At 65.1% G+C, this 21,942-nt stretch carries 22 protein-coding genes; 7 read left to right on the forward strand and 15 right to left on the reverse strand.

Translation table 11 applies throughout. The annotated features are described in order from the left end of the window. Positions 1–24: 24 nt before the first annotated feature. The 5 genes from IEX64_RS04325 to IEX64_RS04345 all read right to left on the reverse strand — a co-directional run bounded on the left by IEX64_RS04325 (position 25) and on the right by IEX64_RS04345 (position 3,939). On the reverse strand, positions 25–648 hold the full coding sequence (locus IEX64_RS04325) for an EF-hand domain-containing protein (RefSeq protein WP_188818451.1): 624 nt from the start codon (positions 646–648) through the stop codon (positions 25–27). Positions 649–844: 196 nt separating this feature from the next. After that, a complete protein-coding gene (locus IEX64_RS04330) occupies positions 845–1,246 on the reverse strand; it encodes a cupin (RefSeq protein ID WP_188818452.1) in 402 nt (133 codons plus the stop codon). Further along, on the reverse strand, positions 1,243–1,623 hold the full coding sequence (locus IEX64_RS04335; protein WP_188818453.1) for a VOC family protein: 381 nt from the start codon (positions 1,621–1,623) through the stop codon (positions 1,243–1,245). The genes IEX64_RS04330 and IEX64_RS04335 overlap by 4 nt, the downstream gene beginning before the upstream one ends. A 67-nt stretch (positions 1,624–1,690) precedes the next feature. Then, positions 1,691–2,059: a VOC family protein gene (locus IEX64_RS04340; protein WP_188818454.1), complete on the reverse strand. Its 369-nt coding sequence runs from the start codon at positions 2,057–2,059 to the stop codon at positions 1,691–1,693. A 59-nt stretch (positions 2,060–2,118) separates the two neighbouring features. Then, entirely contained in the window at positions 2,119–3,939 is a 1,821-nt protein-coding gene (locus tag IEX64_RS04345) for an aminopeptidase P family protein (RefSeq protein WP_188818455.1), read from the reverse strand. A 42-nt stretch (positions 3,940–3,981) separates the two neighbouring features. Here IEX64_RS04345 and IEX64_RS04350 point away from each other — a divergent pair, with 42 nt between their 5' ends. Then, positions 3,982–6,084, forward strand: a complete 2,103-nt coding sequence (locus tag IEX64_RS04350; protein WP_188818456.1) for a S9 family peptidase — start codon at positions 3,982–3,984, stop codon at positions 6,082–6,084. Between the two features lie 28 nt (positions 6,085–6,112). Continuing rightward, entirely contained in the window at positions 6,113–6,517 is a 405-nt protein-coding gene (locus tag IEX64_RS04355; RefSeq protein ID WP_188818457.1) for an acyl-CoA thioesterase, read from the forward strand. A gap of 14 nt (positions 6,518–6,531) precedes the next feature. On the opposite strand, the gene ald is transcribed toward IEX64_RS04355, so the two are convergent. After that, positions 6,532–7,647, reverse strand: coding sequence for an alanine dehydrogenase (gene ald / locus IEX64_RS04360; protein WP_188818458.1), 1,116 nt, complete (start codon positions 7,645–7,647; stop codon positions 6,532–6,534). Between the two features lie 136 nt (positions 7,648–7,783). On the opposite strand from ald, the gene IEX64_RS04365 reads away from it, so the two are divergent. Continuing rightward, positions 7,784–8,242 carry an Lrp/AsnC family transcriptional regulator gene (locus tag IEX64_RS04365; protein ID WP_188818459.1) on the forward strand — a complete coding sequence of 153 codons (459 nt, stop codon included), beginning with the start codon at positions 7,784–7,786 and terminating at the stop codon, positions 8,240–8,242. Here the strand turns inward: IEX64_RS04365 and IEX64_RS04370 are convergent. The 4 genes from IEX64_RS04370 to IEX64_RS04385 all read right to left on the reverse strand — a co-directional run bounded on the left by IEX64_RS04370 (position 8,224) and on the right by IEX64_RS04385 (position 13,567). Beyond that, on the reverse strand, positions 8,224–9,993 hold the full coding sequence (locus IEX64_RS04370; protein WP_188818460.1) for a cation:proton antiporter domain-containing protein: 1,770 nt from the start codon (positions 9,991–9,993) through the stop codon (positions 8,224–8,226). The genes IEX64_RS04365 and IEX64_RS04370 overlap by 19 nt on opposite strands. Positions 9,994–10,108: 115 nt before the next feature. Then, the gene (locus IEX64_RS04375; protein WP_188818461.1) at positions 10,109–10,534 is read right to left on the reverse strand and encodes a hypothetical protein; all 426 of its coding nucleotides are present in this window, start codon (positions 10,532–10,534) and stop codon (positions 10,109–10,111) included. Further along, positions 10,531–12,909, reverse strand: a complete 2,379-nt coding sequence (locus IEX64_RS04380) for a DNA translocase FtsK (RefSeq protein ID WP_188818462.1) — start codon at positions 12,907–12,909, stop codon at positions 10,531–10,533. Before IEX64_RS04380 ends, IEX64_RS04375 begins: the two co-directional genes overlap by 4 nt. Positions 12,910–12,961: 52 nt before the next feature. Further along, positions 12,962–13,567 carry a thiamine phosphate synthase gene (locus tag IEX64_RS04385; protein WP_188818463.1) on the reverse strand — a complete coding sequence of 202 codons (606 nt, stop codon included), beginning with the start codon at positions 13,565–13,567 and terminating at the stop codon, positions 12,962–12,964. On the opposite strand from IEX64_RS04385, the gene IEX64_RS04390 reads away from it, so the two are divergent. After that, positions 13,566–14,231: a YggS family pyridoxal phosphate-dependent enzyme gene (locus IEX64_RS04390; protein WP_188818464.1), complete on the forward strand. Its 666-nt coding sequence runs from the start codon at positions 13,566–13,568 to the stop codon at positions 14,229–14,231. The two genes, IEX64_RS04385 and IEX64_RS04390, sit on opposite strands and share 2 nt — an antisense overlap. 3 nt (positions 14,232–14,234) lie before the next feature. Here IEX64_RS04390 and pyk read toward each other — a convergent pair whose 3' ends face one another. Next, positions 14,235–15,716 (reverse strand): pyruvate kinase, encoded by a 1,482-nt coding sequence (gene pyk, locus IEX64_RS04395; RefSeq protein ID WP_188818465.1) that lies wholly within the window; start codon positions 15,714–15,716, stop codon positions 14,235–14,237. 78 nt (positions 15,717–15,794) lie between these two features. On the opposite strand from pyk, the gene IEX64_RS04400 reads away from it, so the two are divergent. Further along, positions 15,795–16,106 carry a DUF1244 domain-containing protein gene (locus IEX64_RS04400; protein WP_188818466.1) on the forward strand — a complete coding sequence of 104 codons (312 nt, stop codon included), beginning with the start codon at positions 15,795–15,797 and terminating at the stop codon, positions 16,104–16,106. 190 nt (positions 16,107–16,296) lie between these two features. After that, complete coding sequence (locus IEX64_RS04405; protein ID WP_188818467.1) at positions 16,297–16,992, forward strand: hypothetical protein; 696 nt, start codon at positions 16,297–16,299, stop codon at positions 16,990–16,992. Between the two features lie 502 nt (positions 16,993–17,494). On the opposite strand, the gene ruvB is transcribed toward IEX64_RS04405, so the two are convergent. From ruvB to ruvA, 3 genes are all read right to left on the reverse strand, one after another. Then, on the reverse strand, positions 17,495–18,538 hold the full coding sequence (ruvB, locus tag IEX64_RS04410) for a Holliday junction branch migration DNA helicase RuvB (RefSeq protein WP_188818468.1): 1,044 nt from the start codon (positions 18,536–18,538) through the stop codon (positions 17,495–17,497). Between the two features lie 142 nt (positions 18,539–18,680). Then, entirely contained in the window at positions 18,681–19,229 is a 549-nt protein-coding gene (locus IEX64_RS04415) for a DsrE family protein (protein WP_188818469.1), read from the reverse strand. A gap of 12 nt (positions 19,230–19,241) precedes the next feature. Beyond that, positions 19,242–19,847, reverse strand: coding sequence for a Holliday junction branch migration protein RuvA (ruvA, locus tag IEX64_RS04420; RefSeq protein WP_188818470.1), 606 nt, complete (start codon positions 19,845–19,847; stop codon positions 19,242–19,244). Positions 19,848–19,960: 113 nt separating this feature from the next. Here ruvA and IEX64_RS04425 point away from each other — a divergent pair, with 113 nt between their 5' ends. Continuing rightward, a complete protein-coding gene (locus tag IEX64_RS04425) occupies positions 19,961–21,451 on the forward strand; it encodes a glycosyltransferase family protein (protein WP_188818471.1) in 1,491 nt (496 codons plus the stop codon). On the opposite strand, the gene IEX64_RS04430 is transcribed toward IEX64_RS04425, so the two are convergent. Next, positions 21,448–21,942, reverse strand: coding sequence for a nucleoside deaminase (locus IEX64_RS04430; protein ID WP_188818472.1), 495 nt, complete (start codon positions 21,940–21,942; stop codon positions 21,448–21,450). The two genes, IEX64_RS04425 and IEX64_RS04430, sit on opposite strands and share 4 nt — an antisense overlap.

The raw sequence follows: 21,942 nt of genomic DNA on the forward strand, positions 1-21,942 counted from the left end.
CAATGCGTCTCCCGCGCCCTTCGATCAGTTGCCGTCCGTCTTGGCGGCCTTCTTGGCCTTCCACTGCGCCTTCATCTTGGCGTGCGCAGCCTGGCGTTCGGCCTGGGTGATCTGGCCGTCGTTGTCGGCGTCCATCATGGCAAAGTGCTTTTCACCGGCTGCATCGAACTCGGCCTTGGATACGGCACCGTCGTTGTTGGTGTCGGCCATCTTCGCCATCATCATCATGCCGCCACGATGACCGCGATGGTGCTTGCCGTGCCTGCCATCACCGTCGCGCATACCCGGACCGCGTTCGCCATCCATGCCGGGACCACCTTGACCGGGGCCATGGGGCGGCTGGGCCATGAACTCTTCATTGGAAATCGAACCGTTGCCGTCGGAGTCGAGTTTGGCGAACATCTCGGCGCGGCGCGCTTCATGGCGTGCCTCGCGGTCGGTCTGGTCGAGCTTGCCGTCGTTGTTCACATCCATGCGGGCAAACATGGCATCGCCGGCCTGCTTGGCTTCGGCGCGGGTGACGACGCCGTTCCCGTCCGCGTCCATCATCGGGCCGCCGCCGCGACCGGGCTGGGCATAGGCGATACCGCCGACTGCAAGCGCAGCGACCGAAAGGCCGAGCGTTAGTTTGGTGATTGCATTCTTCATGTCATCTGCTCCCAGAGGAAATTTGATAAGAGCCGCAGGGCCGGGGAAGGGAGGGGGAAGAAGTGCCCCGCGGCTCTCTGTGATCCGTTCTAGAACCGTCTTGTCGCGCAGGTGTGCCGGTTACCGATGATATTGTCGCCAATTGTCACAATTTGCCATTGTCGTTCATCTTCATGCAATTTGCATGAACAGGTATTCATCGAGGGCGGTTTTCCGTGCCCTCGCCAGCCGTGATGAACAGCGCGGTGGCAGCTTCAGGGATGCTCGCCGTGTGCCAAACGCCGGCGCGATTGATCAGGTACTGTCCGGCCACGAGCGTCTCGGAATGGAAGGCCCCGTCCGGCGTTTCCTGGATCAGCGTCATTTCCCCGGAGAAGCAGACGACCAGTTCGTCACCTGCGGGATGCATCTCCCAGCTATCCCAGTCATCCGTGAAGTCGTGCAGCGAAACGAGTCGTCCTTCCGACCCGTCTGCAGCCACGCGGCGGGCGTAGTCCGCGTACCACGCCATGCCGGTAAAGGGCGGTTGCGCTTGCGCTGTTGCACCCAGGCCCAGGTGGACCGGGTGCTGGCGCAAATCATGAACCCTGCGGGTCACGGGGTCTCGGGCATGCAGAAGGCGTTCATCTTGTTGCCATCGGGGTCGCGGAAATAGGCGGCATAGAAGCCATTGGCGCGCGGTCCCGGAGGCCCTTCGCAGCTTCCGCCATGGGCAAGCGCTGCGGCATGGACGCGGCGTACCATGTCCTCTCCCGCCGCCATCAGCGCAAACATCGTGCCGTTGCCACGGTTCGCCGGTTCGCCATCGAAGGGGTAGGTAATGCCGATGCTCGGCCCGCCGTCCGGAAAGCTCCAGCCGATCGCCTTGTCATGGGCAAAAGTGCGGTCGCCGCCGAACTCGGCCATGATCGCATCGTAGAAGTGCGCGCCGCGCTCGAGATCGTTGGTTCCAAAGGTTACGTGTGCAACCGGCATTGTTCTCTCCCTTCGCCGTCCTGCCCGGCATTGAAGCAGGACGGCAGGAGACAAACAAGGCCCGGTCTCAGCCCATCACGAAAGCGTTGAGCTTGTTGCCGTCGGGGTCACGGAAATAGGCGGCGTAGAATCCCTCGCCGCGCGGTCCCGGCGGGCCTTCGCAAGTACCGCCATGGGCGAGCGCAATATCGTAGATGCGCTGGACCTGCGCTTCGTCCTTCGCAGCCAGCGCCACCATCACGCCATTGCCGACGGTCGCCGGCTTGCCGTCGAATGGCAGGGTCAGCCCGATTCCGGCGCTGCCATCCGGCTCGCCCCAGGCAGTGAACTGGTCGTTGTCCATCATGCGCCCGACACCGAGTTCGGCGCAGACGGCATCGTAGAATTTCCCGCCGCGTTCGCGGTCGTTGGTACCCAGCGTTACGTAACCGATCATTATTCCATCCTCCTGCGACTCATATCAGAGAGTGGAACATTACGGGAACATAATTGCCCTTACAAGGGCGCGCATTGCGCTTCGAGCCAGGCCTTCGCCGCGCCTTCGAGCTGCGGGCCGATGATCTCCAGAACGCGGGCATGGTAGGCGTTCCACCAGGCCACTTCGGCATCGGACAGCATGCCGCGATCCACCAGGCGCCGTTCTATCGGCACGTGGGTCAGCGTTTCGAAGCCGAAGAACTCGCCTTCCGCGCCTTCGATCTCGCGCGGCTCGACGAGGACGAGGTTCTCGATGCGGATGCCGTAAGCCCCGGTCTTGTAGTAGCCGGGCTCGTTCGACAGGAACATGCCGGGGAGCAGTTCCTGATCGGTCCCGCCCTGACCGCCCGCCGACTTGGCTATGCGCTGCGGGCCTTCGTGAACCGAGAGGAAGCTGCCGACGCCGTGCCCGGTGCCGTGGGCATAGTCGAGACCGGCCTGCCACAGCGCATGGCGGGCGAGCACGTCGAGCTGGCTGCCTGCGGTGCCCTTGGGGAATGTCACCGTGGCAAGCGCGATATGGCCCTTGAGCACGCGGGTGAAGCGATCCTTCACTTCCGCATCGGGTTCGCCCGGGCCCACCCAGACAGTGCGGGTGATGTCGGTGGTGCCGTCGGGATACTGGCCGCCGGAGTCGACGAGATAAACCGAATTGGGCTCCAGCGTGCGGTTGGTTTCTTCCGAGACGCGGTAGTGCACGATGGCACCGTTCGGGCCTGCGCCGGAGATGGTGTCGAACGAGAGGTCACGCAGGTCGCCGGCTTCCTGACGGCATGCCTGCAGCTTGTCGGCGGCGAGCATCTCGGTGACTTCACCCTTGGGCGCTTCGACCGAGAGCCACTGGAGGAAGCGCGAGACGGCAGCGCCATCACGGGCCTGTGCCTTGCGGTGGCCTTCCTGCTCGACCGGGTTCTTCACGGCCTTGGGCAGCACGGTGGGGTCCCGCTCCTCGACAACGGTCGCGCCGCCCTGGCGCAGCGCTTCGAAGATCGCGCTGACGGCGCGTTCGGGATCGACGGCGACGCGCTTGCCGGCAAGGCCTTCGAGGCCGGGCACGAAGGCATCGCGCGGCTGGATGTTGACCGAGTTGCCGAGATGCTGGCGCAGTTCGGGCGTCACTTTCTCCTCGGCAATGAAGAGGTCGGCGGTGCCGTCGGCCTTCGCGATCACGTAGGACAGCGCGACGGGCGTGCGCTCGACGTCGGTGCCGCGGATGTTGAGCAGCCAGGCGATCGAATCGAGCGCGGTGATCACGGTGGCATCGAGGTTCCTGCCCGTCAGCCATTCGGAGACGGCGGCGCGCTTGGCCTCGCTGGTTTCCCCGGCAAGATCGGTGGGGTGAACCAGCGCAGCGGCGGGCGAGGGGGCCGGGCGGTCTTCCCACACTGTATCGACCGGGTTTGTCTCGACGGGAACGAGCTTGCCGCCCTTGGCTGCGAGCGCCTTGTCGGCGGCTTCGGCCCACTTGGTGCTGTGCAGCCAGGCGTCGTATCCGATGGCCGCGCCTTGCGGTGCATGTTCCTCGAGCCACTTGGCGACACTGGTCTGCGGCACGCTCTCATAGGCGTAGAGGCGCCCATCGACCTGATCGCGGACCTGCAGCGTGTAGCGCCCGTCGACGAACATCGCCGCTGCCGGTTCGAGCGAGGCATCGGTCAGCACGACCGCAGTGCCGGCCGAGCCGCCGAAGCCGGTCAGCCAGCTAAGGCGCTGGGCATAGCCGCCCACGTATTCGCTCATGTGCTCGTCGGAGATCGGGATCACGAAGCCATCAAGGCTGCGCGCCTTCAGTTCCTTGCGCAGGGCATCGAGGCGCGCTTCATGGGTATTCATCAGCATGTCTGGGGTATCCGGCTTGCGGGGGTCATCTTGTGAACATAGATGCGGGGGATGGCAGATTCCACCCAGACGCTCACCGAATCCGGCAAAGACCCGGTTTCCGCTCCCCCGCAGGCCGTGAAGAAGCCGCATTCCTTCACGCACCATGGCATTACCGTCGCCGACGACTACGCCTGGCTCCGCGATCCCGGCTATCCGGAGGTCACCGACAAGGAGGTGCTCGCCCACCTCGAAGCGGAAAACCGCTGGTTCGAGGCGCGCATGGCGCCGCATCAGGACCGTATCGACGCGCTGTTCAAGGAAATGCGCGCGCGCATCAAGGAAGCCGACAAGTCGGTGCCGCAGAAGGACGGCGACTGGCTCTACTGGATCGAGTTCGAGGAAGGCGCCGAATACAAGAAGTGGTGGCGCAAGCCGGTTGCCGGCGGCCCCGACGAACTGATCCTTGACGAAGTGGCGCTGGCGGAAGGCAAGGACTACTTCCGCCTCGGCGCGATCTCGGTCAGCGCAAACGGCAAGCTGCTCGCCTATGCGGCGGACGACAACGGGTCGGAGCGTTTCACCGCGCGGTTCAAGAACCTCGAAACCGGCGAGATGCTGCCCGACGAAATTCCCGGTACGCTGTCCAGCCTGGTCTGGGTCGCGGGTGATAAGGGCGTGGTCTATTCGCTCGCCAACGAGCAGTGGCGTACCGACAATGCCCGCCTGCACTGGCTGGGCGAACCGCTGGAGAAGGACGTCGAACTCTATCACGAGGATGACGACGGCTTCCGTGTGGGTTCCTCGCTCTCCTCGAACGAGAAGTGGCTGATCATCGGCGCCAGCGACCACGAGACGAGCGAGGCCCGGCTCATTCGTGCCGACGATCCGATGGGCGACCAGATCCTCGTCAAGAAGCGCCAGAAGGGCGTCGAGTACGATGTCGATGAGCGCGATGGCGTGCTCTACATCCACGCCAACGACACGCACGAGAACTTCCGCCTCGCCACCGCGCCGCTGAGCAATCCCGGCGAGTGGACCACGCTGATCGAGGGATCGGACGATTTCTACCTAACCGGCGTCGACCTGTTCCGCGACTTCTACGTGAGCGAGGGGCGCCGCGCCGGGCTCGATCAGATCGAGGTGCGCTACTACGACGATCCGGCCCGCGTGGAACCCATCGAATTCCCCGAAGCGAGCTATTCCGCCGGTCTCGCTAACAATCCCGAATGGCACATGGACAAGCTGCGGCTGTCCTACGAATCCATGGTCATGCCGGCATCGGTACTCGATTACGATGTGGCCGCGCGCACGCTCGAAACGCTCAAGGTGCAGGAAATTCCCTCGGGCTACGACGCCTCGCTCTATACGACCGAGCGTCTGGAGATCACCGCGCGCGACGGCACGGCGATTCCGGTTTCCATCGTCTATCGCAAGGACCGCACCGGGGCTGGCCCGCTCTACCTTTATGGTTATGGCGCCTACGGCATATCCATCGATCCGGGTTTCTCGACCGCGCGCCTCAGCCTGGTCGATCGCGGCTTCGCCTATGCCATCGCCCACATCCGCGGCGGCGACGACATGGGCCGCGCCTGGTACAAGGCGGGCAAGCTGGAGAAGCGCACCAATACCTTCAACGACTTCGTGGACTGCGCGAAGGGGCTGATCGATCGCGGCTTTACCAGCGAAGGCCAGATCGCGATTGCCGGCGGGTCTGCGGGCGGCGAACTGATGGGCGCGGTGATCAACACCGATCCGCACTTGTGGGGCGCCGTCGTGGCGCATGTGCCCTTTGTCGATGTGCTCAGCACGATGCTCGATGAAACGCTGCCGCTCACCCCGGGCGAATGGCCCGAATGGGGCAATCCCATCGAGGATCAGGCCGCTTTCGAGCATATCCTGAGCTACAGCCCCTACGACCAGATCAAGGCGCAGGCCTATCCGCCGCTGATGGTCACCGCCGGGCTCAACGACCCGCGTGTGACCTACTGGGAGCCGGCCAAGTGGGTCGCGAAACTGCGCGAGCTGAAGACCGATTCCAACGAACTGATCTTCAAGACCAACATGGGCGCAGGCCACGGCGGCAAGTCCGGCCGGTTCGAAAGCCTGAAGGAAACGGCGGAGGAGTTCGCCTTCATCCTGTGGCAGCTGGGCGTGGAGGGGTGAGACAATTCCTCCACGAACGGTGAGCGCTATGTATCGGTTCACTCTGACGTTTACCGCGTTGCCCGAGCACATCGATGTGATGGGTCACGTCAACAACGCGGTCTGGGTGCAATGGATGGAGGCGATGGCGACGTCCCATTGGGAGGCCGTCGCCCCGCCGGAGCATCAGGCGAACTATGCCTGGGTGGTGGCGCGGCACGAGATCGACTATCGCGGCAATATCCGCGAGGGCGAGAGCGTGACGGGGGAGACCTTCATCCCCGACGGGCCTAGCGGGGCCAAGTTCGACCGTCGCGTCGACTTCCGCAATTCGGCGGGGAAAGTGATCGTCTCGGCTCGCACGACCTGGGCGATGATCGACATCGCCTCGGGCCGGTTGATGCGGGTGCCGCCGGACGTGGCGGCCCCGTTTATAGACGGCACGGACGTCTAGCGCCCGGGGGCACGTTACTTCAGCAGTTCGGCGACGGGCGCGTATTCGTAGCCGAGTTCGGCAGCCACGGCCTCGAAGGTCACCTTGCCCGCGTGGACGTTCAGGCCCTCGGCAAGGTGCGGGTTGGCCGTGAGCGCCGACTTCCAGCCCATGTTCGCGATGGCGAGGGCATGCGGCAGCGTCACGTTGTTGAGTGCGTAAGTGCTGGTGCGGGCCACCGCGCCGGGCATGTTGGCCACGCAGTAGTGGACGATGCCGTCGACCATGAAGATGGGATCGTCGTGAGTGGTCGGGTGGCTGGTCTCGAAGCAGCCGCCCTGATCGATCGCGACGTCGACCAGCACGGCGCCGGACTTCATCGTACCGAGCATCTCGCGGGTGACGAGCTTGGGAGCGGCAGCGCCGGGGATCAGGACGGCGCCGATCACCAGATCGGCCTCGGCCACGCTCTCCGCGAGGTTTGCCGTGCTGGCAAAGCGGGTCTTGGCCCGCGCTTCGAAGTGGTTGCCGAGGCGCTCCAGCACGTCGGGATTGCGGTCGAGGATGGTGACGTCGGCACCCAGGCCGGCGGCCATCTGCGCGGCGTTGAAACCGACCACGCCGCCGCCGATCACGGCGACCTTGCCGGGCATCACACCCGGCACGCCGCCCAGCAGCACGCCGCGTCCGCCGTTGGCCTTTTCCAGCGCCGTGGCGCCGGCCTGGATCGACATGCGTCCGGCGACCTGGCTCATCGGCTTGAGCAGCGGCAGTGAACCGCCGGGCCCGGTAACGGTCTCGTAGGCAATGGCGGTGACGCCCGACTTCACCAGATCGGCGGTCTGCTCCGGATCGGGCGCGAGGTGCAGGTAGGTGTAGAGGATCTGGCCCTCGCGCAGCATGGCGCGCTCGACCGCCTGCGGTTCCTTGACCTTCACGATCATTTCGCAACCGGCGAAGACTTCGGCAGCCGTCGCGATCAGCTTGGCACCCGAGCGTTCGTACTCCGCGTCGCTTGCGCCAATGCCCAGGCCGGCGCTCTTTTCCACCCACACCTCGTGACCGTTGCGGACCAGTTCCTCGACGCTCTCGGGCGTGAGCCCAACGCGGTATTCGTGGTTCTTGATTTCCTTGACGGTTCCGACGCGCATAAGCTCTCTCCGGTGGAAGGATGACCTCAAGTGAGGATACACGCCAAGCAGCGCAATGTTTCACCGAAATGGCGCTTGATTGCAGGATATATTGCAATAAATTCCATCTCAGGCCGATTTTACGGGAGAATTTTGCATGGATCGCGCTGACCGCGCTCTTGTGGAGGCGCTGCAGGCGGATTCATCGCGCTCCGTTGCCGAACTCGCGGGCCTGGTGAATCTCTCGCCGTCGGCATGCCACCGCCGGATCAAGGCGCTGGAGGAGCAAGGGCTGATTCTGGGTTATGCGGCACGGGTCGATGCGCGGCGGCTCGGGCTTTCCGTGGAGGTCTTCGTCGAGATCACGCTCAACAGCCAGAGCCGCGAGGCCATGGACCGGTTCGAGCGCGCCGTCGGCGACTTCGATGATATCCGGGAATGCCACCTGATGAGCGGCGGCGCCGACTATCTCCTGCGCGTGGCCGCGAAGGATCTGGACCATTTCGACAGCGTCCACCGCGACTGCCTGGCTCGCTTGCCGGGCGTGTCCTCGATGAAGACAAGCTTCTCGCTTCGCCGCATCAAGCGTTTCGAGGGCTATTCAGTCCCGAATTGACGGGCCGTGCGCACCGGCTGCGTGAGGATGCGGTCGCGCGCGGTGCGCACGTCGCCCGATTCGTACTGCAGCGATAGGCGTTCCTTGTCGTTGGACCGATAGGTCGTTTCGGCCCTGTCGATATCCTCCAGCGAAAGGCCGAGGCCGTCGAGAGCGTTTCTTGCGAGCACCACGGCCGATTCGAGCACCTCGCGCGCCATGGACTTTACCGGCGCATCATTGAGCCGCACCAGACTGCGGCGGTCGTACACGCGGGCGTGGATTTCCGCCTTGGGAAAGGCGCCGTGGACTGCGTGCAGGAAGTCGTCGGTCAGTTGCTCGCCATCGATGCAGAACACGATCAGCTGGGCTTCGCCCGCCCCTGCCTGTCGCAGCAGATCGATGCGGGTGCCGTCGCCGAAATAGACCTTGGCGCCGAAGCCCCCTGCCACGTCGATCATTTCGGTGTCGGTGTCGATCAGGGTTACCTCGATCTCGGCAGCGATCAGCATCTGGGCGACCGTCTGGCCGAAACGGCCATAGCCGACGACCAATGCGCTTGCTCCGTCGTCCTGCGGGCCTTCGCGTTCCTCCTTCGAGACAGGGGCCTCGCGAAAACGCTGCGTGGCCATCATCAGGAACGGGGTGGAGATCATCGAAAGCGTGATGATTGCGCCGAACAGGCTCGCGGCCTGCGGCTCGATCAGCCACGCGCTCGAGGCCTGGGCGAAAAGGACGAAACCGAATTCACCGCCCTGGCTGAGCAGAAGTCCCAGGGCGAGCGCGCTGCGCCAGTTCATCCGGAAGGCAAGGCCAAGCGCGAAGATGACGCTGGACTTCACGGCAATCAGCGCCATCGCCATGGTGACGACGAACAGCGGCCTTTCGGCGATGGCGGAAAGGTCGAGCATCATCCCGACGGACATGAAGAACAGGCCGAGGAGGATTGAACGGAAGGGCTCGACGTCGGCCTCCAGTTCGTGCCGATAGGGGCTGTCCGCGAGCATGACCCCGGCGATGAAGGCGCCCAGCGCCGTCGAGAGGCCGAGCGCCTCCATCAGGGCGGCGGACGCGATTACCGTGAAGAGAGCCGCGAAGACGAACATCTCGCGCTCGCCGAGATTGCCGATCAGGCTGAACAGCGGGCGGATGACGAACCGCCCCGCCGCGATCAGGCCGGCAATGGCGAGGACCGTTATCAGGGCAAGCTGCCAGCCCGGAGGGCCTTCGGGCAAGTTGGGATTGCGGTTCATGGCCGCGATGATGGTGATCAGCGGTATGATCGAGAGGTCCTGAAACAGCAGGACCGCGAAGGAACGCTCGCCGAAAGGCGTATGCAGGCGCCCGGCGCTCTGCAGCATCGGCAGGACCTGCGCTGTCGAGGACAGCCCCAGCGGCAATCCGAGCGCAAGCGCTGCCTCGATGGAGAAGGGCGTGAAGTAGTAGATGACCGCCGAGATCGCGAGGCCGCACAGGCCCACCTGCAGCAGCCCCAGCCCGAAGATCTCGTGCCGCATGCGCCACAGCCGCTTGGGCGCCAGTTCCAGACCGACGATGAACAGCAGCAGCGTGATGCCGAGTTCGGCAAAGCCGATCTTGCTTTCCGCATCGCCGACGAGGCCGAGCGCGTAAGGGCCGAGCACGGCACCGGCGAGCAGATAGCCCAGCGTTGCGCCCAGTCCGAGGCGACGGAACAGGAGCACGAAGACGAGGGCGGTTCCCAGCAGCAGAAATCCGTCCTGAAGCGGGAAGGCTTGCGAATGTTGTTCCATGAGGCCGCGTTCCGGGGGGAAGGAGAAGGCTTAGCGAGCCTCTTTAGGCCCGCATGCTCGGCTTACCAAGTTAGCGCCACGCGTTTTTGCTTTTACCCGCGGTAGAAAGACCACGTCAGCGCGGCAGAATGCCCTGACAGACGAATTTCAGCACTTTGCCGTCCTGCGAGTCCCAGTGCACCGCTTCGAGTACGGGGCTGGCAAAGACCTGATCGCCGATCATCGCGCCGTTGGGGGCGACGGCGCTCCAGTGATGCGTCATCTTGCGGCCGGCCTGACAGTTCACGCTGCGCTGGGTGTAGAACACGGTGCCGCGCGGATAGGCGCCTTCCTTGCGCAGCAGGACCGTTGCCTGCTGGAACTGCCGGCCCAGACCGCCGGGGACGACGCTCGCCGCATCGACGCGCACGCTGCGGCCGGTGGCGCGTTCGATGTCGTTGGCGAAGACCTGATACCATTGGCCGGTCTGCAGCGTGAGCGTGGCCGTCTGGGCGGCAGCAGGGGTTGCCACCAGCGCGGCAAGCAGAAGAGCGATCCTCACAGCGGGTTTCCGTTCTCGTCGCGGTAGATGTCGCGCCGGCCGACGTGGTTGGCCGGGCCCACATAGCCGTCGTTCTCCATGCGCTCGACCCATTTGGCGGCGGTGTTGTAGCCCACGCCCATCTGGCGCTGCAGCCAGGAGACGGAGACCTTCTGGTTTTCGAACACCAGCTGGCAGACCTGCAGGTACTTGCGTTCTTCCGGGCTGTCCGATGCCGTCATGTTGAGATCGTCGAAGCCGAAGCTGCCTTCCTCGGGCTCTTCGGTGACCGCGTCGATGTACTCGGGCTTGCCCTGCGAGCGCCAGTATTCGGAAACGTGCTCCACTTCCTCGTCCGAGACGAAGGGGCCGTGGACGCGCTTTATCGGGTCGGTGTTGGGCTTGTAGAGCATGTCGCCCTTGCCCAGCAGTTGCTCGGCGCCCTGCTCGCCCAGGATCGTGCGGCTGTCGATGCGGCTCGTCACCGCGAAGGAGATACGCGTCGGCAGGTTGGCCTTGATGACGCCGGTGATGACGTCGACCGATGGGCGCTGCGTCGCCATGATGAGGTGGATGCCCGCCGCACGGCTCTTCTGCGAGAGGCGCTGGATCAGCACTTCGATTTCCTTGCCGACGGTGACCATGAGGTCGGCCAGTTCGTCGACGATCAGCACGATCTGCGGCAGCACTTCATAGTCGAGCTGGTTTTCCTCGTAGAGTTCCTCGCCCGTGTCGGGATCGAAGCCGATCTGCACGCGGCGGCCCAGCGGCTTGCCCTTGGCGGCAGCAGTGCGGACCTTCTCGTTGAAGCTGGCGAGGTTGCGCACCGAGATCTCGCTCATCATGCGATAGCGGCGTTCCATCTCCTCGACCGCCCACTTGAGCGCGCGCACCGCCTTGGGCGGCTCGGTCACCACCGGCGAGAGCAGGTGCGGAATGTCGTCGTAGCTCTTGAGCTCGAGGACCTTGGGATCGACGAGGATCAGGCGGCACTGCGCCGGGGTGAAGCGATAGAGCAGCGAGAGCAGGATGCAGTTGAGGCCGACGGACTTACCCGAGCCGGTCGTACCCGCGACCAGCAGGTGAGGCATCGCCGCAAGATCGGCAACGACCGGTTCACCGGCAATGTCCTTGCCCAGAATGATCGGCAGCATGCCCTTGTTGTGGGCAAAGGCCTCGGAAGCGACCATTTCCTTGAACGAGACCATCTGCCGGTCCGCGTTGGGCAGTTCGATGCCCATGACGGTACGCCCGGGGATCGAGGACACGCGTGCCGAGATCGCGCTCATGTTGCGCGCGACGTCGTCGGCAAGGCCGATCACGCGGCTGGCCTTGATGCCGGGTGCGGGTTCCAGCTCGTACATGGTGACGACCGGACCGGTGCGTACCGCGGTGATCTCGCCCTTGACGTTGAAGTCGTCGAGCACGGTTTCCAGCAGGCGCGCGTTGCGCTCCAGGCTGAGCTTGTCGATCTTCTTGCCCGAATTGGCCGGCGGATCGGCCAGCAGCTCAAGACCGGGCAATTCGTACTCGTCGAAGAGATCCTTTTGTCGGCTGCCCGAACCGAGGCTGGCAGGCATGGGCGAGGACTTGGGATCGACGATCTCGGGCGCGCGGCGCGGCTTCTCGGAGACGGGCGCGGGGGCTGCCGCCGCTTCGGCCTTCCGGGGCGCGGGTTCGGGCTGGACCTTTTCTTTGGTCTGCGCGAAGGACAGGTCGCCGGGCGAGGGAAGCGCGCGCGGCAAGCGGCCGATGCGGCCGGGCAGGGTCAGCAGACGGCCCCAGTCGAAGGCGAAGACCTTGCCGATCAGGGTCACGCCGATGACGAGGCACATGAGTGCCATGCCGAGCTTGAGCCAGCCTTGCGCGGCTTCCGGGGCCAGAGCGGCGAGGGCGCTGATGCCTTTTGCGCCCAGCAGCCCGGTGATCCCCCCCATCGAAGCGGGCAGAGTGCCACCCGGCGACGTGAACCACAGCGAGAGGACCGTCGCGATCAGCACCATGGCGAAGACGAGCACCGCGGTCGGGCGCCACCAGCGCTGGTTCGAGTGCTCGATCTCGCTGTCGTCTTCCTCGACCAGCAGCCAGAGCTTGCGCGCGAAGACATAGAGCAGGGGTACGAACAGGGCGGAGACCGGGCCGAACACGAACAGCGCGCGTTCGGCGGTCCAGGCCCCGGTCAGGCCCATCCAGTTCTGTACTTCTCCGCCGGCAGCGGTCGAAGCGCTGGGATCGGTCTGGTGGTAGGTCAGCAGGGAAACCGCGAGGAAGACCGTCACTGCGAACAGCAGCACCGCGCCGGCCAGTTCGGAGGCACGGCGCAAGGAGCGCTTGAGTACTGCGCGCCAGTCCGGCTTGGCTACGCGCCGACCGGGCGCCATGGGCCGTGTGGCCATAAGTATTCCCCTGATTGCGGGTACGGATAATGCGCCGGGGCGGGACTCCGCGTCAAGAATGAAGCGAGAACATGCCTGTGGGCCTTTCGATGAGCCCCTGAATGGCGGCCCATTTCGTCACACCCAGCGTGCGGGCGCGGTGCGGGGTCATGCCGCCCAGTGCAATCACCGGGACCTGCGAACGGGCAGCCAGCAGCCGAAACCGCACCGGGCCAAGCACCGGCGCGCCGGGGTGCGATCTTGTGGGAAAGACCGGAGAGATCAGCACGGCATTGGCCCTTGCGCGGTGGGCCTGCGCCAGTTCGCGCAGCGAATGGACGGTTATCAGCCGCAGCGTCTGGGGTCCCGACGTCAGCCTTGCGGGCGCGCCGTAGGCCCCTGCAGCGCCCCAGTGCCGGGCTTCCCGGGCCGAGCCGGAGAGGATCAGCGTATGGCCATGCCGCCGTGCTACGCGTGCAAGACGCTTGAACCGGGCGCGCCGGACCTCATCGGGCAGGTGGTAATGCCGGAAGATCAGACCCGAACCGCGCGACAGCCGCCTCAAGGCGCGTTCCAGCGCGGCATCGTTGCGGGCATCGCTGACAAGCCAGATGTCGGGCCAGATGTCGGGAAGAGGCGGGTGGCGGATCGGCACAAGGTCGCTATAGCAGCGCGCCATGGATCAACCAGACCTTACACCGCTTGAAGACATCCGCGCCCGGATCGTCGCCGCTGCCAAGATCGCCGGCCGCGAGCCCGGCGATGTCGAGCTGATCGCCATTTCCAAGACTCATCCGGCCGAGGCCGTGATGCCGCTCATAGAGCAGGGGCAGCGTGTCTTCGGCGAAAACCGCGTGCAGGAAGCACAAGGCAAGTGGCCGGCCCTGATCGAGGCGCACGAAGACATTGCGCTGCACCTCGTCGGGCAGCTTCAGTCAAACAAGGCCGACGATGCCGTCGCCCTGTTCGATTGCATTCATTCGCTGGACCGCCCTTCGCTCGTGTCAGCTTTGGGCAAGGCGATGGACAAGGCCGGCAGGCAGGTGCCGTGTTTCGTGCAGGTCAATATCGGCGAGGAAGAGCAGAAGGGCGGCTGCGCCATAGCCGATGTGCCCGCGCTGCTGGCTTCGGCGCGCGACGCGCAGATCCCGGTGATCGGGCTGATGTGCGTGCCGCCCTTCGGCATCGAAGCCGCGCCGTTCTTTGCGCTGCTGGCCAAGATGGCCGCCGACAACGGTCTCGACCGTCTCAGCATGGGCATGAGCGACGACTTCGAGACCGCCGTCAAGCTCGGCGCCACGCACGTCCGGGTGGGCTCCGCCCTGTTCGGCGCGCGCGGCTGACGCTTACTTGGGCGTGGCCAGTTCGTTGCCCGAGAGGGTGACGACGTGGAGCAGATTGGTCGAGCCCGGCACGCCGAATGGTACGCCAGCCAATGTGATCAGGCGCGATCCGGCAGCACCGAAGCCATGGCGCAGCGCCATGCGCTTGCCCTTGGCGATCATCTCCTCGAAGCTGCCGATGTCCTTGGTCAGCACCGTGTGCGCGCCCCACAGCAGCGCACCGCGCCGCGCTGTGTTCATCGAGGGGGTGAGCACCAGCATCGGCGCGGAAGGACGCTCGCGCGCCACGCGCCGCGCGGAAATGCCCGAACCGGTGAAGATGATGATGCCTTCGATCGGCAGCGTATCGGCGATCGTCGCGCAGGAAGCGGACAGGGCATCCGCCGTCGTGGCGTCGGGCGGCGTTTCCGCGAGGTGGATGCGCTCGCGATAGGTCTTGTCGCATTCGACCTGTGTCGCGATGCGGTCCATGATCGCCACGGCCTCGACCGGCCACTGGCCCGCCGCGGTTTCGGCCGAGAGCATCACTGCATCGGCGCCATCATAGACGGCATTGGCGACGTCCGAGACTTCGGCGCGGGTCGGAGTCGGGCTCGTGATCATCGATTCGAGCATCTGCGTCGCCACGACCACCGGCTTGCCGAAAGCGCGGGTCTTTTCGATGATGTGCTTCTGGATCGGCGGCACTTCCTCGGGCAGCAGCTCGACGCCGAGGTCTCCGCGGGCGACCATGATGCCGTCCGACAGCTCGATGATCTCGTCGAGGCTCTGCACTGCGGCCGGCTTTTCGATCTTGGCCATGAGCGCGCCGTACCCGCCCATCAGGCGACGTGCCTCGGCAACGTCCTCGGGGCGCTGCACGAACGACAGCCCGATCCAGTCGGCGCCTTCCTTGATCGCAAAGGCCAGGTCGCGCCGGTCCTTCTCGGTAAGTGCCGGGACCGGGACGATGGCATCGGGGATGTTCACGCCCTTGCGGTTCGAGATCTCGCCACCGACTTCGGCGGTGCACAGGATCTTGTCCTTTTCGGGCTTGATGACGGTGAAGCGCAGTTTGCCGTCGTCGATCAGCAGCCGCTGGCCCTTTTCCAGCAGCCCGAAGAGTTCGGGGTGCGGCAGGCACACGCGGGTTTCGTCGCCCGGCGTCGGATCGCTGTCGAGCGTGAAGTGGGCACCGTGGCGGACGAAGACCTTGCCGTCCTTGAACTCGCCCACGCGCAGCTTTGGTCCCTGCAGGTCGCAGAGGATCGCCACCGGACGGGAGAGGTCCTTTTCCACCGCGCGGATGTTGGCGATGGTTTCGCTGTGGGTCTCGTGGTCCCCATGGCTCATGTTGACCCGGAACGCATCGGCGCCGGTCTTCATCAGCTTTGCAATGGTTTCCTTGTCCCGGCTCGCGGGGCCGAGCGTTGCCAGGATCTTTACCTTGCGGGTACGCTTGATACCGCGATGATGGGGCGAACGGCGATGGGGGGTGCTGACCACGTCTTAGACTGCCTCTTTCGGGAATGCGCCGTCATATGGCAAAGCAATGCTTACAAACCAAGGACGATTGGCAGATATATGAACGAAAGTGATCAAATAGACGCGCTGGACGATGCCGTGGCCGCCGCCGCCTTTCGCCGGCTGGTGCACCATTTGCAGAATCGGCATGATGCGCAGAACATCGATCTGATGGGTCTGGCCGGCTTCTGCCGCAATTGCCTGGCCGACTGGATCCGCGATGCCGGCTTTGAAGGCGACAAGATGGAAGCGCGCGCCGTCATCCACGGCATGCCCTTCGATGAATGGAAGGCCAAGTACCAGACCGAGGCCACGCCCGAGCAGATGGCGCGGATGGAAGAGAGCCTGAAGAAGAACGGCGGAACGCACTAGGCCGTCAGCGGCCACAGGCGCAGGACGTGGCAAAGGGCGACGTGCCGATCGTCGCCCCCCACGTCGGACGCCGTCCCCCTGGCGCCCGCCCCATGTGCCTCTTGAAAAAGAGTGCCTGTCGAGGGCCGGCCGCTCGGGGGCCGGATCTCCTCAGGCGTTGGTCTTGCGGGCGATGCGGCGGCGACCGACGATGGTCGCTGCTGCCGCGCCGAACAGGATCAGCATCGGCGGTGCCGGAACTTCGGTGCCGCCCGAGCTGGTCGAAGTCGAGCCGCCCGACGAGCTCGACGAGGAGGAAGACGAGGAACTCGACGAGGACGAGCTGCTCGAGGAGGAACTGCCGCCCGAGCTGGTGGAGCTCGAGGATCCCGAAGAGGACGAACCCGAAGACGAGGAGCTGCCGCCCGAACTGGTCGAGGTGGCGCCACCCGAAGTCGCACCGCCCGAGGAGCTCGACGAACTCGAGGAAGAGCTCGAGGACGACGAGGAACTGGACGAGCTCGACGAAGAGCTGGTCGAAGTGACACCGCCCGTCGAAGTGGACGTGGTCGAGGTCACACCGCCGGTCGTCGAGGTGACGCCGCCCGTCGAGGACGAGGTGGTCGAGGTCACGCCGCCGGTGGTCGAAGTCACGCCGCCGGTCGACGTCGAGCTCGAGCCGCCCGTGGTCGTGGAGGTCAGGCCGCCGCTCGACGATGACGTGGAGGTCGAACCGCCGCTGGTGGTCGAGCTGATGACGATGTTGCCGCCGCTCGAACCGCCGCCGCCACCGAAGAAGCCGCCGAAGAAGCCGCCACCGAAGCCGCCGATCGGGCCGCCGCCGATAACCACAGGGGTGCTGCTACCGCCGCCCTGGTACGACGGGGGCGGCGCAGGCGGAATGTAAGGCGGCGGTACCGGAACCATCGCCATCTGCGGCTGTTCACAGCAGGTGCGCTTGATGATCTTGCGCACGCGCTTGGTCGTGCGCGGTTGCTCCTTGCGGACAACGCGCTTCACCGTTTTCACGGGCTGGGCCGTCTTGGCCATCTTGACCTTGCGGTACTCGGTCGTTGCCGACTGTGTTTCTGCAACGTGCACGGCGCCGCCGCCAATGATTGCGCAGCCCGCCGCGCAGGCAGACAATTTCGCAAGGGCCATCCGAACCGACATAAGCGATGCTCTCTCTGTTTCCCTTCGGGGTCACGAGCCTCCCGAACTGGAGGCCGGACATCCCATCTGCCAGAAACAACGCAGAGTCCGGTTAACGGGACAACGGCGTTAACCGACTTTCGGGCGTCCCGATGTGAGAAATTTGGTTAATTAACTGCCTGCGTGGGCCGGATGTACCGAAATGGGACTGGAGCAGGGGCCGTTTGTAAACGGACTCGACACTTTTTCGGCCAGATTCAATCCGGTTGGTCCGAACCTTCCGAATCGAAAAGACCGCCCTGCGGACCCTGTGGCGGGGCCATGCCGAGGTGTTTCCAGCCCGGATCGTTGAGGCAGCGGCCGCGTGCGGTACGCGCCACCAGACCCAGCTGGATCAGGTACGGCTCGATCACTTCCTCGATGGTGTCGCGTGGCTCGGAGAGGCCGGCCGCCAGCGTTTCCACGCCAACCGGACCGCCTTTGTAGATGCCCGCGATCATGCGCAGGTAGCGGCGATCCTGCGCATCAAGGCCCAGCGAATCCACTTCCAGCCGGGTCAGGGCATCGTCGGCAATGGCGCGCGTGATGATCTCGCTGCCCGCGACATGCGCGAAGTCGCGCACCCGGCGCATCAGCCGTCCCGCGACGCGCGGGGTGCCGCGCGAACGCCGGGCGATCTCGGTCGCCCCGCCCTTGTCGATGCCGACACCGAGCAGGCCGGCGCCGCGCGCCACGACACTTTCGAGTTCGGGCACGGAGTAGAATTGGAGGCGCACCGGAATGCCGAAGCGGTCGCGCAGCGGGGTCTGCAGCAGGCCCTGCCGGGTGGTCGCTCCGATCAGCGTGAAGGGCGGCAGGTCGATACGCACTGAACGGGCCGAGGGTCCCTCGCCGATGATGAGGTCGAGCGCGCGGTCTTCCATCGCCGGATAGAGCACCTCCTCGACCACCGGATTGAGCCGGTGGATCTCGTCGATGAACAGCACGTCGCCATGCTCGAGATTGGTGAGCAGCGCGGCCAGATCACCGGCCTTGGCAATGACCGGACCGGAGGTGGCGCGAAAACCCACGCCCAGTTCGCGCGCGACGATCTGCGCCAGCGTCGTCTTGCCGAGCCCCGGAGGCCCGAAGAACAGCACGTGGTCCATCGCCTCGCGCCGCGACTTGGCGCTTTCGATGAAGACGCGAAGGTTGTCCTTGGCTGCCGCCTGCCCGACGAACTCGCTCAGTGTCTTGGGGCGCAGCGCCGTGTCGGCATCTTCGGGCTGGCGGTCCGGTGTGAGGATGGGGTTATCGGTCATTGGTATCGACAATTCCCTGCGGCGTAATCCCACGCCCCACCGGCATCAAGACATGCGTCCACGTCCAACCACGCCGAGATTTTCACGGCGAGTACCGTAGCCACGACTATGCTTACAAAAAGCAAGAGAGTTCGGCGAAGCGTCACGGGACCAGCACGTAGCCTTGCTGCTGGAGCTGGGCAAAGGCGTTCATCGCCGACAGCGACAGTTTCACACCCGGCAGCAGGTCACTTTTCGCGATGCCGTTGGCGACCGCGCTCTGGCCGCACAGGTAGATCGTCACGCCGTGCGCCGCGAGCTGTTCCACCAGTGGGGCGCTGTCGTTGAGGTGGTCCGGATCATGGCGCGCGAAGGCTTCGGCATTGGTCAGGAACCAGGCCGCCTTGCCATGTACGACCAGCGCGACCCCGATATTTTCCTCGGGCACGCCGGCGGCCACGTTCATGTTGATGAAGCGGGCCACGGAATCGAAGGTCCGCACGACATCACCCGGCGCCGCGCCGTCCTTGGCGTCGAAGATCACCTTGAACTGCGTGTCGGCGGAGACGGGCAGGTCGGATTCAACTGCGGTCACCTTGCCGTATTCGGTGAACACCGGGCCGGCGGTGAAGGCTGACATGTCGGCTGCGACAGCGGGAATGGCGAACAAGGCCATCGCGGCAGACAGAGCCGTGAGAGTGGTGCGGATCATGGGCGTCCCTTTCTATCCCGCTGCCTTTTTCAGTGCGACGCGCACGAGGGCGTTGAGGTCGGCATCCTCGCCGAGTTCGCCCACCGCCTGCGCTACTGCGGCGCTGGCAATGGCGGGTTTGAAGCCGAGGTTCTGCAAAGCGGAGACGGCATCGGCGCTTGACGATCCCGCGGGTGCGGGAGCCGCCGTTCCCGGAGCGCCGGGCACGGTTGGCATGCCACCGGCCTTTTCCTTGAGTTCGTTGACGATGCGGCTTGCGAGCTTGGGGCCGACACCGTTGGCGCGCGCCACCATCGCGGAATCGCCGCCCGCGCAGGCCCGCTGCAATTCCTCGGTCGTCAGCGCGGAAAGGATGGCCAGCGCCACTTTCGAGCCGACGCCCTGCACGGCGGTCAGCAGGCGGAACCAGTCGCGTTCGGCACCGCTGGCAAAGCCGATCAGGCGTACGTCGCTATCCGAAACCTGCATTTCGGTGAAGATCGTTGCCCGGTCGCCGCGTATGCCCAATCCATCGAGGGTGCGGGCAGAGCAATGGACAAGGTAGCCGACGCCGGAAACGTCGATTACCGCCCAGTCCGCACCGAAATCGTCGAGAGTGCCCGTCAGCTTTGCGATCATGGTTTGTTCTATGGCACAGCCGGGACTCGGGCAAAAGGGCTCAATCGTCTCTCGTCCACGATGCCGGAACGGGCAAAGTGACAGGCAGGCCTGCCGTCCGTAAGAGATGCCTTATGCACGGGGTATCGCCGAAGTTTGCGCGCACGCCGCTTACGCGCGGATGGATCGCGGCCATTGCTCTTGTGGGGCTTGCCGGACTGGCCCTGCGTGCGCTTGGCTTTTCGCTCTACGACATCGGCTATTCGGACGAACTGATGCAGTATCTGGAGCAGGCCAACCGGCTGGTGACGGGGCACGGCATCGTGCCTTGGGAAAGCCGGGAAGGCCTGCGCAATGCGCTGATTCCCCAGCTGCTGGCGCCCGCCGTCGCGCTCGGGCACTGGCTGGCACCCGGCACATTGCTGCATGTGGGGCTGGCGCGGGCATGGTTTCTGCTGCTGACGATGGTGGCGCTGCCGGGCGGATGGAAGCTGGGCTCGCTGCACTCGCGGGTCGCTGGCCTTGTTGCGCTCACGGTCGCCGCGGTCTGGTGGGAAAGCGTGCTGTTTTCCGAATTCATGTTGTCCGAGAGCCTTGGGGCGGCCCTCATGCTGGCTGGAGCGGGATGGCTTCTCGATCCCGGGACCGAACGCTGGAAGTGGGCGGTCTCGGGATTTCTGATTGGCCTGGCCGTTCTGGTCCGCCTGCAGTTCGGCGCATTCGCTCTGGTTCTGCTCGTGGCGGCCTTGCGGCTGGATGGGCAGCGCTGGTTGCCGGTTGCAGGCGGAGGGCTTGTGGCACTGGCGCTGGGCGCGGTCAGCGATCTGATCGCAGGGATGGTTCCTTTCTCGTGGGTCGCGGTGACTCTGACCGTCAATCTGGGCGAGGGGGTGGCAGCGCGGTTCGGCACGGCACCGGCCACGGCATACCTGCCGATGCTGATGCAGCACCTCTTTCCCTTTACCATTCCGATTGCCGTGGCCGCGTTCTTCGCAGGGCCGCGTTACCGCCCGCTGCTGCTGGCGGCACTTGCCAACCTGCTCGTGCACAGCCTGATTGCCCACAAGGAATACCGTTTCGTCTGGCTGACGACGCTGAGCTTGCTCCTGCTCGCCTCTATAGCGTCCGCGCGCCTTGCCGAGCGTTTCGTCGCCAGACGCAGACCGCTTTGGGTCGCAGGCCTGCCGATCGCGCTGGTCCTTTGCGGCGTTTGGGGATTGGCGTCGTTCTGGGCTGACCGAATGACTGGCGGCGCGCGGGCCTATCGCGGCGGCGGGGCGGTCGCACGGCTGGCCGACAGGGCGGCCCGCAATCCCGCGATCTGCGGCGTGGCGCTACCCTACGAGTACAAGAGCCATGTCGTGCCTGCGCTTCTGGCCGTGCCCAAGCCGCTGGCACTGATCCCCGAAGGCGTCATGGCTGGTTCGCAGCCTTTGCCCGACGGCATCACTGCCGTGGCCAACGCCCTTTTGCTCAGTCGCGATGCGCGGGTGCCTGCGCCCTACAGACGCATCGCTTGTGATAGCGGAGCATCGGGCTTCCCGTGCCTTTATACGTGGGCAGGGACGTGTCGTGCCGATCCGGCCTTCGGCTATCAGGCGGTCTTGCAGCGCAACGACCTCTAGTCGTTGGCTTGCTGGTCTTCGGGGACATAGTCCCACGGACGGAAATAGAGCCTGGCGCAGTCGTCCGAGAGGATGCCGCCTTCCAGCGAGAGATCGTCCTTGTAGGCATCGGCCACGAAGTCGAGCGTCGAGAGGTGCCGGTCCTCGAAGTACATCTCGTGGACGTCCTCGCGGCCGGCGCCGAAGACGATGCGGCTCACGCCCGCCCAGATCGCGGCCATGGTGCACATGCCGCAGGGCTGGAGCGTGGAGTAGAGCGTTGCGCCTTCGATGCGCATTTCTCCGGTCGCTTTGCCCCCGGCACGTAGCGCGTCGATTTCGGCGTGGGCGGTGGCATCGCAGCATTCCGCAGTGCGATTGATGCCCGAGGAGACCAGTTCGCCGTCGCGCACCAGCAAGGCTGCAATCGGCGTGTTCGCCGGATCGCTGCCCTTCTTGTCAATGGCGATGCGGACGGCCTCGCGCATCCAGGTTTCGTCTTGCTCTTTCAT

Source organism: Novosphingobium indicum (assembly GCF_014645195.1).
GTDB classification, from domain to species: Bacteria; Pseudomonadota; Alphaproteobacteria; order Sphingomonadales; family Sphingomonadaceae; genus Novosphingobium; species Novosphingobium indicum.

Excerpts from the sequence above, each read along its gene's own strand:
- IEX64_RS04425 (WP_188818471.1), top strand. The coding sequence starts at position 19,961 with ATGCACGGGGTATCGCCGAAGTTTGCGCGCACGCCGCTTACGCGCGGA.
- IEX64_RS04345 (WP_188818455.1), bottom strand. The coding sequence starts at position 3,939 with ATGCTGATGAATACCCATGAAGCGCGCCTCGATGCCCTGCGCAAGGAA.
- IEX64_RS04385 (WP_188818463.1), bottom strand. The coding sequence starts at position 13,567 with ATGGCGCGCTGCTATAGCGACCTTGTGCCGATCCGCCACCCGCCTCTT.
- IEX64_RS04340 (WP_188818454.1), bottom strand. The coding sequence starts at position 2,059 with ATGATCGGTTACGTAACGCTGGGTACCAACGACCGCGAACGCGGCGGG.
- IEX64_RS04365 (WP_188818459.1), top strand. The coding sequence starts at position 7,784 with ATGGATCGCGCTGACCGCGCTCTTGTGGAGGCGCTGCAGGCGGATTCA.
- IEX64_RS04350 (WP_188818456.1), top strand. The coding sequence starts at position 3,982 with ATGCGGGGGATGGCAGATTCCACCCAGACGCTCACCGAATCCGGCAAA.
- IEX64_RS04390 (WP_188818464.1), top strand. The coding sequence starts at position 13,566 with ATGGATCAACCAGACCTTACACCGCTTGAAGACATCCGCGCCCGGATC.
- IEX64_RS04405 (WP_188818467.1), top strand. The coding sequence starts at position 16,297 with ATGGTCGCTGCTGCCGCGCCGAACAGGATCAGCATCGGCGGTGCCGGA.
- IEX64_RS04400 (WP_188818466.1), top strand. The coding sequence starts at position 15,795 with ATGAACGAAAGTGATCAAATAGACGCGCTGGACGATGCCGTGGCCGCC.
- ald (WP_188818458.1), bottom strand. The coding sequence starts at position 7,647 with ATGCGCGTCGGAACCGTCAAGGAAATCAAGAACCACGAATACCGCGTT.
- ruvA (WP_188818470.1), bottom strand. The coding sequence starts at position 19,847 with ATGATCGCAAAGCTGACGGGCACTCTCGACGATTTCGGTGCGGACTGG.
- IEX64_RS04335 (WP_188818453.1), bottom strand. The coding sequence starts at position 1,623 with ATGCCGGTTGCACACGTAACCTTTGGAACCAACGATCTCGAGCGCGGC.
- ruvB (WP_188818468.1), bottom strand. The coding sequence starts at position 18,538 with ATGACCGATAACCCCATCCTCACACCGGACCGCCAGCCCGAAGATGCC.
- IEX64_RS04355 (WP_188818457.1), top strand. The coding sequence starts at position 6,113 with ATGTATCGGTTCACTCTGACGTTTACCGCGTTGCCCGAGCACATCGAT.
- IEX64_RS04415 (WP_188818469.1), bottom strand. The coding sequence starts at position 19,229 with ATGATCCGCACCACTCTCACGGCTCTGTCTGCCGCGATGGCCTTGTTC.
- IEX64_RS04370 (WP_188818460.1), bottom strand. The coding sequence starts at position 9,993 with ATGGAACAACATTCGCAAGCCTTCCCGCTTCAGGACGGATTTCTGCTG.
- IEX64_RS04430 (WP_188818472.1), bottom strand. The coding sequence starts at position 21,942 with ATGAAAGAGCAAGACGAAACCTGGATGCGCGAGGCCGTCCGCATCGCC.
- IEX64_RS04325 (WP_188818451.1), bottom strand. The coding sequence starts at position 648 with ATGAAGAATGCAATCACCAAACTAACGCTCGGCCTTTCGGTCGCTGCG.
- IEX64_RS04380 (WP_188818462.1), bottom strand. The coding sequence starts at position 12,909 with ATGGCCACACGGCCCATGGCGCCCGGTCGGCGCGTAGCCAAGCCGGAC.